The sequence below is a fragment of the Natrarchaeobius halalkaliphilus genome, from assembly GCF_003841485.1.
GTDB classification, from domain to species: domain Archaea; phylum Halobacteriota; class Halobacteria; order Halobacteriales; family Natrialbaceae; genus Natrarchaeobius; species Natrarchaeobius halalkaliphilus.
Map to the genome: position 1 here is coordinate 291,075 of NZ_REFY01000003.1, position 13,405 is coordinate 304,479.

The window sequence follows — 13,405 nt, forward strand, 5'->3', positions numbered from 1 at the left end:
CGGCATTCGGTGACGGACGCCGAATCAGACCGGGTGCTCGGCGGACTCCATCAGTAGCTCGACGTTTGCTGACTCCTCGGCGAGCAGTTCCGGGTGGGTACCAAGCAAGACGATCGAGTCGTCATTGTGGCGGAACGACGTCAGTGCGAGTTCGACCGCGATCGTTTCTCCGCCCTCCCGAGTCTCCCCGGTGAACCGATCTACGTCACGACCTTCGCCCAGGGTTTCGAGCGAAAACGAGTCCTTGTGCTGGATGTCGTCGACGTCGACGTTCGCCTGACCGACGAACTCCTCGAGCAACTCCTCGTTGCTCATATCCTCGAGCGGGTTGAACGATCGTCCCATCACCTCCATTCCGGGAACTGAGACGGCCACGAAGGAGTTCGCATCGTGTTCGATGCCCTCGATCGTACGCGTTTTCGTGTACGTCGAAAGCCACAGCGTCGCCCGGACCTCACGCTCGAGGCCGCCGACTTCGACCGTTTCCTCGATCGTTTCCTCGTCGACCTCGGCTTCGTTGTATCCCGTCTCCGAAAGCGCAGACTCACTGGGAGCGACGCGTCCGGCCTCGAACTCGAGGGGGCCGTCTCCGAGAACGAAATCCAGACAGCCGGCCGTTACCGCGAGCGTTCCAGTCGCTCCAGCGGCAAGTATCGATCGTCGAGCGAATGGCATTACCGAAGACTGGTAAACCAGGTTGTTATTCGTTTCGGCCAGGTGATCACGCACGGACAGATCTCGACGGTCGCTGATCGTCGTCTCGGTTCCGCCGATGCTCGGAGAACCGTCGTCGGGTGACACATCAAGAGTTATCGGGTTCGGTCGCGCCCGTTCAGGCATGACGGAGTTTTCCCACCGCGTCGAGCAGGTTTCGATCAGCGGCATTCGTAAAGTGTTCGAAGCCGCCGGCGAGGACGCGATCAACCTCGGGATCGGACAACCGGATTTCCCGACGCCCGAACACGCTTGCCAGGGAGCGATCGACGCGATCGAGAACGGTCGAACTGACGCCTACACGTCAAATAAAGGAACGCACAGCCTTCGGGAGGCGATTGCGACCAAGTACGACCGCGAGTATGGACTCGAGATCGACCCCGAAGACGCGATCGCCACGTCGGGTGGAAGCGAGGCGTTACACCTCGTTCTCGAGGCCCACGTCGATCCGGGACAGGAGGTGATATTTCCCGATCCAGGGTTCGTCTCCTACGACGCGCTGACGAGAATTGCCGACGGTACGCCGAAGCCGGTGTCGCTCCGGGAGGATCTCACGCTAGATCCGGCGGCGGTCGAAGCGGCGATCACGGACGAAACCGCCGTCTTCGTGGTCAACAGTCCCGCGAACCCGACGGGCGCGGTCCAGAGCGAGGCGGACATGCGGGAATTCGCCCGCATCGCGGACGAGTACGACGTACTCTGTCTCTCCGATGAGGTCTACGAACACATCGTCTTCGAGGGCGACCACCGCTCCCCGCTCGAGTTCTCCCGAACCGACAACGTGGTCGTCGTCAGCGCCTGCTCGAAGACCTACTCGATGACCGGCTGGCGACTCGGCTGGGTCGTCGGCTCCACCCGTCGAATCGAACGCATGCTTCGGGTCCACCAGTACGCTCAAGCGTGTGCCTCCGCACCCGCACAGTACGCCGCCGAAGCGGCGCTCACTGGACCGCAAGAGCCGGTCGACGAGATGGTCGCCGCCTTCGAGCGTCGGCGCGATGTCGTTCTCGACGGACTCGAGGACGCCGGACTCGAGGTGCCGACGCCACAGGGTGCGTTCTACGTCATGCCGAAGGTTCCGGAGGGATGGTGTGAGGAGGTACTCGACCGCGACGTGATCGTCGTCCCCGGAGACGCCTTCGGAGCCAACGGCGAGGGATACGCCCGAATCTCGTACGCGACCGGTATCGCGGAGCTGAAAGGCGCACTCGAGATCATCGACGACGCGACAGCAGCTGTCAAGTAAGACACCCGGTTCCTGGATACACATTCTTATCCCCAACCGTGCCGTGATCTCCGAACGAGATGCGAGCTGTCCACCTACACGAACAAGGCGATCCTGACGTACTGCAGGTCGAAAATATCGATCGACCGGAGCCGGCAGACGACGAGATCCTGGTCGAGGTGGCTGCCGCGGGCGTCAACCCCGTCGACACCTACTTCCGAGACGGTTCTTACGAACCCGCTGAGGTTCCCTTTACACCTGGCGTCGACCTCGCCGGTGTCGTCGCGGAAACCGGAGAGAGCGTAACGGAGTTCGACGACGGCGATCGAGTCTACGGAACCGGTATCGGAAACGGAACCTTTCAGGGAGCGTACGCCGAGTACGCGACGGTTCCGGTCGATCGTGTCGTCTCACTCCCCGACGGAGTCGACCTCGTCGATGCGGGTGCGGCCGGCGTCGCAGCCGTTACCGCCTGGCGTGCACTCATCGACCACGGCGACCTCGAGCCGGCCGAGTACTGTCTCGTCCACGGCGGTTCGGGAGGCGTCGGCCACGCCGCCGTCCAGATCGGTGCCGCGGTCAGCGCTCGAGTCATCACGACGGCTGCACCGGAGTACCACGACGAGCTTCGGAACCTCGGCGCAACGGCGGTCCTCGATTACGTGCGCGACGATCTCGAGGACGCGGTTCTCGAGGCGAGCGACGGCGGCGTCGACGTAATCCTCGACCATCGTCTCGACGACTACCTGCAGTTCGATGCGGACGTCGCCGCCAAGAACGCTCGCGTCGTCGGCATCGGTGAGAACAGTCCGGACCCGGCGTTTTCGAACGACGGGACCGCTCGCTCGAAGGACGTTACCTACACATTTATGAGCATGTTCAACGCGCCCGATCTGCGCGTGCCGCTCCGTGGGACCGCCCACCTCATGGACGCCGGTGAGCTGTCGATCGAACTGGCCCGACGCTACGACCTGGACGAAGCCGGGGAGGCACAGCGAGCGGTGATGGAAGACAGCGTCTTTGGAAAACTAGTTATCGAGCCCTGAGATGGACGAGAGCCACGACTGTTCGTTCCTGGGAGAAGTCGGCCTCGAGGACGACCAGTACTCGTTCGCGGCGGGCCGACGCGACTCATACGGTTTACTGTAAATCATTGCCGACGCACCCGCCGCCCGGGTCGCGGGTGCGCCGGTAAATCGTTACAGTAATCCGTATCACACGCCGCCGACTTCGGAACGGAACACCGCGGAGACGGCGTCAGACCGGATGCGGTGGTCTGGCCCGAATCCGCCGGCGACGTCTCCGCCGTCCTCTCGGCGGCGACCGACCACCGCGTTCCGGTCACCCCGTATGCGGCCGGGACGGGGCTGGAAGGCAGTGCAGTCCCGAGATACGGGGGTATCAGTCTGGATCTCACCCGGATGGATGCGATCTTCGACTATCGCCCGGACGATTTCCAGATCGACGTCGGACCCGGACTCATCGGGAAAGCCGTCGACGAGTACGTCGCTGCCGATGGACTGTTCTTTCCGCTGCTGCCATCGTCGGGCGATATCTCGACGATCGGTGGTATGATCGCGACCGATGCGAGTGGCATGCAAACCGTCAGGTACGGCGAGGTTGCTGACTGGGTGATCGGACTCGAGGACCGAAGCCCTGGCAAGGACGGTGGGCGGTAGCGATCAAAAGCAACTCGGGTCGCACTCCGAGCCGTCCCGCCACGTCGCACCATCGAAGTTCACGTCGGAAATCGTCGCCCCGCTCAAGTTCGCGTTTTCGAGCGTTGCATCTCTCAGATCGGCACCGGTTAGATCGGCGGTCGTGAGGTCCGAGTTCGAGAGATCCGCACCCGAGAGCGTCGTTTGGGAGAGATCCGCACCCGAGAGATCGGTCCCGGAGAAATCGGTGTTCGAGAGATCTTCGCCGGAGAGATCGATCTCCGGAAGCGCCACACCGCTCGCGATCGTCCCGGTCAGAGTGACGTTTTCGATGGTTGCGTCCTCGAGTATCGTCCCGGAGAGATCGGCTCCGCTGAGGTCCGTCCCGGTGAGAAGCGCCTCGGAGAGGTCGACGCCGGAGAGTTCGGCGTCCGACAGGTCCGCATCCGAAAGGTCCGACGACGAGAGAGTTCCGTCAGCGAGGATGACTCCGGAGAGGTCGTCGTTCGAGAAGTCTCGACCGGGAAGGTCGGCCCCCGAAAAATCGGTTCCCGAAAGCTCCGCTGCGGCGAGTTCGCTGACCAGAATGTCCGCGTCCCTGATATCCGCATCAGAGAGATCCGCACCCGAGAGATCCGCGAGGAAGAAGTTCGCTTCCCTGAGATTCGCGCCGGAGAGATCCGCGTCCGAGAGGTCGGCTTCGGTAAAGTCCGCACCGCGGAGTTCACACCCGCTCAGGTCAGCGCCAGCGAGATCGGCTTCCGGCTCGATCGTGTAGCCGTTACACGCTCTCGTTTCACGGTCCCCGCGTGCCAGACAGCCTGCGAGCCCTGTGATCGCTCCGGCCGTCCCGATCGCACCGAGACGCTCGAGTAGCTTTCGTCTGGACGCACACGCTTTCGAATTCGGACTGAAGCGATCGAATTGCATGATCTGGAGGGCAGTGGTCGACTCCCACTTCGATGTGAATACTGAAGCCATCTCCCAAATCAGTTGCGGTCGACGATACGGACGAGCCCGACGATCGGAATCCGTGACAGCCGTTCCGTAGCGAGTAACGTTTCCGTTTCGTGGAAAATATCGCGATTAACCCGTGTCAGACTCGTGGTGAGTCTCGGGGATGGGATATATACATCAGCTCGTCATCACACTGCGTATGTCCCTGGTTCGACATGGCTCGGGCCTCGAGGCGAACGTACGGGCGTTCTGGTCCCAGGTCCACCCCGTTTTTATGCTGCCCCCACTTGCCGCGTCGCTGTTCGGGGCGCTCCTCGCAACCACTATCGATCCGACGCTCGCCGCTGTTCACGTCACCGCGATGTTCGCCGCGGTCTATACGGCACACGTCAAGGACGGATACGTCGACTTCCACGTCAGGGACGAAGACGACGATCATCCGCTCACGGTGGGCGGGTGTCGGATCGGGATCGCAGCTTCGACGACGATCTTCGTCGGCTGTTGTCTCCTCCTCGTCGTTCTCGCAAACCCGTTGGCAGTTGGACTCACCGTTCCGACGTGGCTGATCGCGTTCTTTCACGCCCCCCAGCTCGATACCAACCCGCTCACTGCGACGACGGGATACCCGATCGGAATCGCGCTCGCGATTCTCGGCGGCTACGCGACTCAGACCGGGACGCTTTCGGCGGTCGTGGTCGGATTCGCCCTCGTCTTTCTGTTCTTGCTTTCCGGGATCAAGGTGATCGACGACGCCCAGGATTACGAGTACGATCGCTCGATAGCCAAACGGACCGTCGCCGTCGTTGTCGGCCCCCGTCGAGCCTACTCCATCGCGTACGGGCTGATACTGACTGCGCTGTTCGGCGTCGCTGCACTGGCCGTTGTCCGCGTGTTCCCCCCGGGTGCGGTCCTCGCCGCGCTCGCGTTTGCCGCAGTTGCCGTCGTTGCCCGCCAAGCCGATCCGGAGATCGCAACCATGTTGCTCATTCGCGGTTCGTACGTCTTTCTGGCGGTGCTCGTCGCGGCCGTCTGGTTCGAGCCGCTTGCGGCGCTCGGATGAATCGCTCGAGCTGTCCGCTCACGTTCAAAAGACGCCAAGTAGCCAGAGCAGCCACGACGCCAGGCTCGTGAGACCGAACGCGGCGAACAACAGGCCGAACCATCGTCTGGTCATCATCGTCGTCAGTCTGTATCCGCTGTAGGCCGCGAGGATTCCGACGATCGGAATCACGACCGAAACGGCCGCCGAAATGATCGCGCTCCACAGGTGGATCACGTTCTCTTCGCGGACGTACTCGATGTCATCCATCAGCGTCGGTGTCGGTTCGCTCATCTCTTACCTTGGCGTAAGTAGTCGACCACAATAAACTGACCGGTCAGTCAGCTTCGATCTGTGCCATCCCCTGAGTTACAGCGTTCGAGGCCGCTTTCGGATTGGCCTGCGTCGTCGACGATCGTTCGCTCGAGTAGTTGGTCGTCGCTCTCGAGACCGGGCCCGCAGCCATCTCGACCCTGCGTACGGTACACGTTCACAAAGGAATGCCGTGGCGGTTCGCCCGGTGATTACTGCTATGTATGAAACAGGATGGAAAATATTAAGCGTCGGTATAGCCTAGCCGGACCTACGATGACTGAGTACGTTTCGACCACACCGGGGCTCTTTCCGCTCCCCGACTGGGCGAAAGACGACCTTTCGGATCTCAAGGGCCACCAGAAACACGACCTCATCACTGGGGACGAAGACGACGCGATCACGGCCGTCTACGAGGACGCCCGCGAGGAGGTACTCGACCGACAACGGGAGGCCGGCCTCGATCGAATCGCTGAGGGACAGCTTCGCTGGGACGACATGCTCGCCCACCCGCTCGCCGTCCACGATTCCGTCGAGACGGAGGGAATCGTCCGCTACTACGACAACAACAACTTCTATCGGGACCCGGTCGTTACCGGCGATCTCACGTTCTCCGGCGACGTCGCCTCGGAGCTCGAGACGACCGCCGAGTTGACGGACGGAGACGCTTTGCAGGCGGTTCTTCCGGGGCCCTACTCCCTTTCGGATCTGGCCACCGACGAGCACTACGGCGACGAAGCCGAGTTTCTCGGTGCCGTGGCCGACTTCCTCGCGGGCGAGGTCGATGCGTTCCCCGACGTCGAGACGCTGTTCTTGCTCGAGCCATCGCTCGTCGAGAACGCCCCCGACGACGGTCAGGACGAACGGGCCAGTGAGGCGATCGATCGGGTCGCAAACGCGACCGACGCCGACGTCGTCGTCCAGCCCTACTGGGGCGCACTCTCGGAGAAGGCGTACGCCCACCTGCTCGATGCCGATATCGACGCGGTCGGTTTCGACTTCGTTGCCGACCAGGACGACAACGTCTACAACATCCAGGAGTACGGCGCGACGGACGACGTCTCGCTCGGTCTCGCTGATGGACAGAGCACGCTCGTCGAGGATCCCGAAGCGATCCGGGACCGCGTCGACTGGGTCTTCGATCAGATTCCAGTTTCCGAGTTCGAGACGGTGTACCTGACGACGAACACGGAGACGTTCTACCTACCCTACGCGAAGTTCGAGGAGAAACTCGCCGTCCTCGCAGAAGCCGCGGAGCTCGCGGAGGTGAAAGCAGCATGACCACGAACGAGAACAAAGACCAGTTCCGACCGGACGATCACGAGAACGATCACTTCCTGCTGACGACCGTCGTCGGCAGCTATCCGAAGCCGAAGTGGCTCAACCGCGCAAAAGAGCTCTACCAGGACCCCGATCACGACTTCGACGATGACGACTATCAGGAAGCCAAAGACGACGCGGCTCGCCTGATCACGAACGAACACGAACGCGCCGGCCTGGACGTCGTCGTCGACGGAGAGATGCGGCGCAACGAGATGGTCGAGTTCTTCGCCCACCGAATCGAGGGCTACGAGTTCAACGGCCCGGTCAAAGTCTGGGGACACAACTACTTCGACAAACCGAGCGTCGTCAGCGACGTCGAGTACGACGAAAGCTGGCTCGTCGACGAGTACGAGTTCACCGCCGCCGCGACCGATCGCCCGGTCAAGGTGCCCATCACGGGACCGTACACGCTCGCGAGCTGGTCGTTCAACGAAGCCTACGAGGACGATGCCGAACTCGCATACGACCTCGCGGACCTCGTCAACGAGGAGATCGAAAAGCTCGTCGAGGCCGGCGCTCGCTACATCCAGATCGACGAACCCGCGCTCGCGACCACGCCGGACGATCACGCCATCGTCGGCGAAGCGCTCGAGCACATCGTCGCGGACATCCCCGAGGACGTCAGGATCGGCCTCCACGTTTGTTACGGCGACTACTCCCGGATCTACCCCGAGATACTCGAGTTCCCCGTCGACGAGTTCGATCTCGAACTCGCCAACGGCGACTACGACCAGCTCGACGTCTTCAAAGACCCCGAGTTCACGAAAGACCTCGCGCTCGGCGTCACCGACGTCCACGTCGGCGAGGCCGAATCGGTCGAGCAGATCGAGCGAAACATCCTGAAAGGACTCGAGGTCGTCCCGCCGGAACAGCTGGTTCTCTCGCCGGACTGTGGCGTCAAGCTCCTGGACCGCGAGGTCGCCTACGGCAAGATGGCGAACATGGTCGAGGCCGCCCGCAACGTCGAGGCGAAACTCGACGCCGGCGAAATCGACGTCGAGCGCGGTGCGCCGACGCCGGCCGACGACTGATCCCGACACGATCGAGTCGACGAGAGGACCAGGCTCGAATCGGAGAGGACGCGACTCGAGTTAACGAAAGAGTGCGACTCGAGCCGGCGGGAAAATACCAGAGCACGCGACGTCGCGATCGCGAGCCCCGACACGACGCGACCGATCACGGGAACCTGAGAGATGAGCAACGATATCCTCGTCGCCGGCGAAGCGCTCGTCGACTTCATTCCCGTTCGGCCCGGACCGATCTCGGCGGTCGAGGGCTTTCGTCGTCGGGCCGGCGGTGCGCCGGCGAACGTCGCCGTCGGACTCGACGCACTCGCGGAGATAGTCGTTCATTGGCCGTGAATATTCGTTCCCGGACCGATCTCGGCGGTGTCGGCCGGGACTCAAGGGATTCGACGAGTCGTTTCGTTCCTCACGTACCTTTTCGACCGCGGTGGCGTGCGCTGTTGAGGGGGCGAGTGACGACGAGACGGCTCCACGAGCGTACACGAAATCTTCAAGAATCCGTGAGCAGACAGCGCTGTGTGCCGGCAAGGAGAAACCTAACTGGAAAGACACGATTACTTTCAACTGTAATGATAGTACAATTCTCCCGCCGAACCTCTCCGAAAGGCCAGTCCCGGCGTACGACTCGTTCGATGTGACGCGAGGGTAGTCAGTCGGTGTAGACGGTCAGTGACGGAAAGTATGTCTCGAAGAATCCACCGTGGAAATTGACCAACGCGTCCGCGTCTACGGTTCCATGTCCACCGATGAGGTAATCCGCGGCGATATGCTGACGCTGTGTGAGACTTTCATCACACACTTCACAGAAGATTGTCTATTTCACCCCACACATTGGGCACAGAAGCCAATCCGTCCGTCGAGTCGTGTCCTGCTGGAAGCGTTCCTCGCTCGAAACAACGCCGCTCGTGATGGTTCGATGAGTTGAGCAGTGAGATTTTCGAGAAATTAATTGATTCCGACACAGTAACGAAACTCAGTGTATACACAATAGTTCTTAACAGAATGATTATATATTTAACGTTAACTAAAGTGTTAATTTCCAAAACTGAAGAGGGGAAGGTAAATTGGAAGCAGTATGATCAGCAGGCAGAGGGTAAAAATATATCATGTCCAATTGTAATTGCGATTCACTCAGTTGTTGGTAACACCCGACGGGCACTGTCTAGTTCAGGACCTCCTCAGCTGGCGTTCGGCCATTGAGCGCTTGATTCGGTCGATCGTGGTTATAGTGGTGTCTGAAGCGTCTGAGCCAGCGTCTTGCGCTGGCCGGACTGCCCCGCCAGAAGGAGTGAAAGCGGTCGATCCGCATTGAGACGGTCTGAAACCACTTTTCGACGTGGTTTCGGTCGCTGTAGTTGGGGTGACCGCTCAATTCGTGGCGCGCGAGGGCAGTCAGATAGCCGCCAGCATCGACGAGAAACTCTGTCTCGTCGAGATCGTATTTCTCGGTGAGCCGATGCAGGAACGCCGCCGCGGGGTCAGTCCCGCGGCGTTGACAAGACGCTACGCGTCTCGTTCGCACACCAGAACGCTCGCGTTCTGGGGACGGCTGAAGACGTCGATTTCGAGCAGTAGCTTCGATTCCGTGTCGATCGCGGCGTACAGCCACTTTTTCTCACCGTTAACCTCGATCTGTTTCTCATCGACCGCGACCCGCGACGGCGTCGCCGTCGGCGGGTCGCTCTGGGCCTCCGACAGCTTGTGCGTCCAGTTCCAGATTGCACCGTGAGAACGCTCAATACCGAGTAATTCGAGGACCGCGACGACTTCTCGAACCGACAATCCCATCGAATGCAGGCGCACCCCGAACACCCTGACGGGTGTCGGGTGCGCTCGTTCTCCCAAACCTCACCACAATCCACGTTCAAGGTTTCTCTGAGCAGGTCGGCGAGTTGCATGAGCACTTCTCGCCACCACCTGCTCGCTTCTCAAACCCTCATCTACACAGTGCCGGGCAATTTAATTTATAAATATATTATGAATACTTAATAGAATTAAGAATATATTAAGAGTGTATTTATCGGCATATTCAATACGTAGCAACTCTCCTTTCGGCGATTGTTCGTGGGAGACAGCACCGAAAGGAAATGGGTGTGATGCCGAGTGGCAGGCCTCAACAACAGATACTCGGACCAAACTCCGTACGCTCTACCCTGCCTCAAATAACGTTTGAACTAGACAACTTCCGATACACCACTAAACAACATAGATCAATATAGAAAAATTTATATAATAGAGAGTAGAATATAGTAATATGGCCGAGACTCGAATGAAAACTCATAAAATTGGATTGATTTTAATTTCCATATTAGGTTTATCATTCGTCGTTCTCAACCCTGGTGTTACTGTAATCATGCTAACTATATTGCTCCTCATAAATTTATACGCCATCAGTTTAGCAATTGGTATTTTGGATGAGATTAAAGATTTGCAATAGGACAGGATATAACTGAAGCATGTGCAAATAAGCTATTTCGGACGTTCTTGTGAAGAACATTGTTGCTGAGTCAGAGAACCGTTCAATCATTTTGAATGATATGACCGTGGTGAATCGCCATACGCCGTTGGATTTGCCTAGCTCACGGCACGTTTGATGTTGTAGACAGCACACATCAGAACGATTTCACGGAATTCACGATACCCAGCTTCGCGCACGCACGTCGTCGCCGAGCGTGCGCTTGATCACCGAGAAGACGGTCTCAGATAACGCTCTCGGCGCCGGCCCGCACACGGTGTTCGCGACGCGAGGGTCGGACGGTTCGATCGCGGTCGCGGCGGAAGAATCGCCGTGGTCCGTGGCGGAGGCCGTCCAGACAGGAGCGATCTCGAGTCGATGCTCGAGTGAACGCCATCCGCATTGTCACTCGCCAAACTGTCGCTCGAACCGACGGAAGGAACCACTTAGTCGATGGCTGGTGTAGCCCGGTCCATGGAGATCGGTGTTCACACGCCACCGCTCGCGGACGAATCGCTCGAGGGCGCGCTCGCGTACCTCTCGGAATTCGGCGTCGACGCGATCGAACCGGGCGTCGGTGGCCACCCCGGCGACGACCACCTCGTTCGCCGGGAGTACCTGGACGACGAGCAGGCTCAGGCCGAACTGCGAGAGTTGCTCGAGACGTACGACGTTCGGATCAGCGCGCTCGCCATCCACAACAATCCGCTTCACCCCGACGACGACCGAGGCGATCGAGCGGACACCGAACTCCGCGAGGCGATCGAACTCGCGTCCCAACTCGAGGTCGGAACCGTCACCTGCTTTTCGGGGCTCCCGGCCGGCGGCCCGAACGACGAGGTTCCCAACTGGATCACGACACCCTGGCCGCCCGAGCACGCCGAGGCCCTCGCGTATCAGTGGAACGTCGCCCTCGAGTACTGGGACGACCTCGCGGCCCACGCGGCGGACCACGACGTCGACGTCGCGATCGAGATGCACCCCAACATGTTGGTCTACGAGCCCAGCGGGATGGCGCGGCTGCGCGAGGAGACCAACGATCGCATCGGCGCGAACTTCGATCCCTCCCACCTCTACTGGCAGGGCATCTCCGTCACGGACGCCATCCGGTTTCTCGGCGAGCGAAACGCGATCCACCACGTCCACGCCAAGGACACTCGGATATACGACGAACAGGCGCGCCTGAAGGGCGTCCTCGATACGACCGCCTACGACGACGAGCCGAACCGGTCGTGGCTGTTCCGATCGGTCGGTTACGGCCACGACGAGTCCCACTGGAAGGAAATCGTCTCGACGCTCCGGATAGTCGGCTACGACGACGTCCTGAGCATCGAACACGAAGACTCGCTGACGAGTTCGCGTGAGGGCCTCGAGAAGGCGATCGAACTGCTCGAGCGGGCAGTGTTCCGGACCGAGCCGGGCGAAGCGTACTGGGCGGAGTGAGCGCCGGCGGCCGCGTTCGCGCCGGTTCCCCGTGGTACTATGTCGGTCGCTGTTGGGAGTGTCTACGTATGACGCTGTCAGTCGGTGTCCTCGGCTACCGGTTCATGGGGAAAGCACACGCGAACGCGATGGCTCGGCTCCCGATGTTCTTTCCCGACGCTCCGGCCATCGATCGACACGTCCTAGTCGGCCGCGACGAGCGGGCGCTGTCGGAGGCCGCAGATCGACTCGGATTCGCCTCGATTTCGACGGACTGGGAAGCGGTCGTCGACGACGTCGACGTCTTCTACAATCTCGGTCCGAACCACGTCCACGCCGAGCCGTCGATCGCCGCCCTCGAGGCGGGGACGCCGGTGTTCTGCGAGAAGCCGCTCGCGCCGACGCTCGAGGAAGCAGAACGAATGATCGAGGCGTCGCGCGAGGCCGGCGACGACGTTCCCGCGGGCTGTGCGTTCAACTACCGGTTCGTCCCCGCGATCCGGTACGCGAAGGGACTGCTCGAGGCGGGCGAACTCGGCGAGATCCACCACGTTCGCGGGCGGTACCTGCAGGACTGGCTGGTCGACCCAGACGCGCCGTGGTCCTGGCGCAACGACAAGGAACTGGCGGGATCGGGCGCACTCGGTGATCTGGGTGCCCACACGATCGATCTCGTTCGTTTTCTCGTCGGGAGCGACGACCTCGCTGGCGAGATCGAACGCGTTAGCGGCCACCTTCAGACGTTCGTCGAGGAGCGGCCGGTGGAGGGGGCCGGAACATCAGCGGAGCCTCGAGCGACCGAAGACGACAAGGCCGTCGAGCGCGACGACACGCGCCCCGTGACCGTCGACGATGCCTACACCGCCCAGCTCGCGTTCGAAAGCGGTGCGATGGGAACGCTCGAGGCCTCCCGGTTCGCGACGGGACACAAGAACGATCACACGATCGAGATCCACGGCTCCGAGGGGAGCCTGCGATTCTCGCTCGAGCGCATGAACGAACTCGAGGTACTGCGTGGCGACGCTCGAGGCTACGAGACGGTGCTGGTTACCGACGAGGACGATCCCTACGTCGACCACTGGTGGCCACCCGGCCACGTCCTCGGCTGGGAGCACACGTTCGTCCACGAGAACTACGAGTTCCTCTCTGCGGTGGCGAACGGAACGTCGTTCGAGCCGAGCTTTGAGGACGGCCTCGCCGCCCAACGCGTCCTCGCGGCGATCGAAACCAGCGACGAGCGTCGAACGTGGGTCGCGCCGGACGAATCGTCGTAGC

Annotated in this window: 11 protein-coding genes and 4 pseudogenes; 9 read left to right on the plus strand and 6 right to left on the minus strand. The window is 60.9% G+C overall.

Annotated features, from left to right (window positions below; all coding sequences use genetic code 11):
- Window positions 1–24 precede the first annotated feature (24 nt).
- A complete protein-coding gene (locus EA462_RS08395; protein WP_124178121.1) occupies window positions 25–675 on the minus strand; it encodes a DUF6517 family protein in 651 nt (216 codons plus the stop codon).
- Between the two features lie 163 nt (window positions 676–838).
- Between EA462_RS08395 and EA462_RS08400 the strand changes: the two genes are divergently transcribed.
- The 3 genes and pseudogenes from EA462_RS08400 to EA462_RS08410 all read left to right on the plus strand — a co-directional run.
- Complete coding sequence (locus tag EA462_RS08400; RefSeq protein ID WP_124178122.1) at window positions 839–1,960, plus strand: pyridoxal phosphate-dependent aminotransferase; 1,122 nt, start codon at window positions 839–841, stop codon at window positions 1,958–1,960.
- Between the two features lie 59 nt (window positions 1,961–2,019).
- The gene (locus EA462_RS08405; RefSeq protein WP_124178123.1) at window positions 2,020–2,985 is read left to right on the plus strand and encodes an NADPH:quinone reductase; all 966 of its coding nucleotides are present in this window, start codon (window positions 2,020–2,022) and stop codon (window positions 2,983–2,985) included.
- A 1-nt stretch (window position 2,986) separates the two neighbouring features.
- Window positions 2,987–3,585 (plus strand): annotated as a pseudogene (locus EA462_RS08410) (FAD-binding oxidoreductase); the annotation flags it as partial.
- Between the two features lie 36 nt (window positions 3,586–3,621).
- On the opposite strand, the gene EA462_RS08415 reads toward EA462_RS08410, so the two are convergent.
- Window positions 3,622–4,527 carry a pentapeptide repeat-containing protein gene (locus EA462_RS08415; RefSeq protein WP_124178124.1) on the minus strand — a complete coding sequence of 302 codons (906 nt, stop codon included), beginning with the start codon at window positions 4,525–4,527 and terminating at the stop codon, window positions 3,622–3,624.
- A gap of 226 nt (window positions 4,528–4,753) precedes the next feature.
- Here EA462_RS08415 and EA462_RS08420 point away from each other — a divergent pair, with 226 nt between their 5' ends.
- On the plus strand, window positions 4,754–5,614 hold the full coding sequence (locus EA462_RS08420; protein ID WP_124178125.1) for a UbiA family prenyltransferase: 861 nt from the start codon (window positions 4,754–4,756) through the stop codon (window positions 5,612–5,614).
- Between the two features lie 24 nt (window positions 5,615–5,638).
- Here EA462_RS08420 and EA462_RS08425 read toward each other — a convergent pair whose 3' ends face one another.
- Window positions 5,639–5,887, minus strand: coding sequence for a hypothetical protein (locus EA462_RS08425; protein WP_243641385.1), 249 nt, complete (start codon window positions 5,885–5,887; stop codon window positions 5,639–5,641).
- Window positions 5,888–5,930: 43 nt separating this feature from the next.
- Window positions 5,931–6,059 carry a hypothetical protein gene (locus tag EA462_RS17740; RefSeq protein ID WP_279387010.1) on the minus strand — a complete coding sequence of 43 codons (129 nt, stop codon included), beginning with the start codon at window positions 6,057–6,059 and terminating at the stop codon, window positions 5,931–5,933.
- Between the two features lie 122 nt (window positions 6,060–6,181).
- Between EA462_RS17740 and EA462_RS08430 the strand changes: the two genes are divergently transcribed.
- From EA462_RS08430 to EA462_RS08440, 3 genes and pseudogenes are all read left to right on the plus strand, one after another.
- Window positions 6,182–7,186, plus strand: coding sequence for a 5-methyltetrahydropteroyltriglutamate--homocysteine methyltransferase (locus EA462_RS08430; RefSeq protein ID WP_124178126.1), 1,005 nt, complete (start codon window positions 6,182–6,184; stop codon window positions 7,184–7,186).
- Window positions 7,183–8,259, plus strand: a complete 1,077-nt coding sequence (locus EA462_RS08435; protein WP_124178127.1) for a methionine synthase — start codon at window positions 7,183–7,185, stop codon at window positions 8,257–8,259. The genes EA462_RS08430 and EA462_RS08435 overlap by 4 nt, the downstream gene beginning before the upstream one ends.
- 162 nt (window positions 8,260–8,421) lie before the next feature.
- Window positions 8,422–8,583 (plus strand): annotated as a pseudogene (locus EA462_RS08440) (carbohydrate kinase); the annotation flags it as partial.
- Window positions 8,584–9,415: 832 nt separating this feature from the next.
- Here EA462_RS08440 and EA462_RS08445 read toward each other — a convergent pair.
- Window positions 9,416–10,151 (minus strand): annotated as a pseudogene (locus EA462_RS08445) (IS6 family transposase).
- 676 nt (window positions 10,152–10,827) lie between these two features.
- A pseudogene (locus EA462_RS08455) lies at window positions 10,828–10,966 on the minus strand (IS5/IS1182 family transposase); the annotation flags it as partial.
- Between the two features lie 216 nt (window positions 10,967–11,182).
- Between EA462_RS08455 and EA462_RS08460 the strand changes: the two are divergent.
- Complete coding sequence (locus EA462_RS08460; RefSeq protein ID WP_124178130.1) at window positions 11,183–12,151, plus strand: sugar phosphate isomerase/epimerase family protein; 969 nt, start codon at window positions 11,183–11,185, stop codon at window positions 12,149–12,151.
- A 68-nt stretch (window positions 12,152–12,219) separates the two neighbouring features.
- A complete protein-coding gene (locus tag EA462_RS08465) occupies window positions 12,220–13,404 on the plus strand; it encodes a Gfo/Idh/MocA family protein (protein WP_124178131.1) in 1,185 nt (394 codons plus the stop codon).
- The last annotated feature ends 1 nt before the right edge of the window (window position 13,405 follow it).

What these genes read in the sequence shown, in the direction of transcription:
- EA462_RS08430 (WP_124178126.1), top strand. Translation starts at nt 6,182, where the DNA reads ATGACTGAGTACGTTTCGACCACACCGGGGCTCTTTCCGCTCCCCGAC.
- EA462_RS08465 (WP_124178131.1), top strand. Translation starts at nt 12,220, where the DNA reads ATGACGCTGTCAGTCGGTGTCCTCGGCTACCGGTTCATGGGGAAAGCA.
- EA462_RS08420 (WP_124178125.1), top strand. Translation starts at nt 4,754, where the DNA reads ATGTCCCTGGTTCGACATGGCTCGGGCCTCGAGGCGAACGTACGGGCG.
- EA462_RS08395 (WP_124178121.1), bottom strand. Translation starts at nt 675, where the DNA reads ATGCCATTCGCTCGACGATCGATACTTGCCGCTGGAGCGACTGGAACG.
- EA462_RS08415 (WP_124178124.1), bottom strand. Translation starts at nt 4,527, where the DNA reads ATGCAATTCGATCGCTTCAGTCCGAATTCGAAAGCGTGTGCGTCCAGA.
- EA462_RS08400 (WP_124178122.1), top strand. Translation starts at nt 839, where the DNA reads ATGACGGAGTTTTCCCACCGCGTCGAGCAGGTTTCGATCAGCGGCATT.
- EA462_RS08405 (WP_124178123.1), top strand. Translation starts at nt 2,020, where the DNA reads ATGCGAGCTGTCCACCTACACGAACAAGGCGATCCTGACGTACTGCAG.
- EA462_RS08425 (WP_243641385.1), bottom strand. Translation starts at nt 5,887, where the DNA reads ATGAGCGAACCGACACCGACGCTGATGGATGACATCGAGTACGTCCGC.
- EA462_RS08435 (WP_124178127.1), top strand. Translation starts at nt 7,183, where the DNA reads ATGACCACGAACGAGAACAAAGACCAGTTCCGACCGGACGATCACGAG.
- EA462_RS17740 (WP_279387010.1), bottom strand. Translation starts at nt 6,059, where the DNA reads ATGGCTGCGGGCCCGGTCTCGAGAGCGACGACCAACTACTCGAGCGAA.
- EA462_RS08460 (WP_124178130.1), top strand. Translation starts at nt 11,183, where the DNA reads ATGGAGATCGGTGTTCACACGCCACCGCTCGCGGACGAATCGCTCGAG.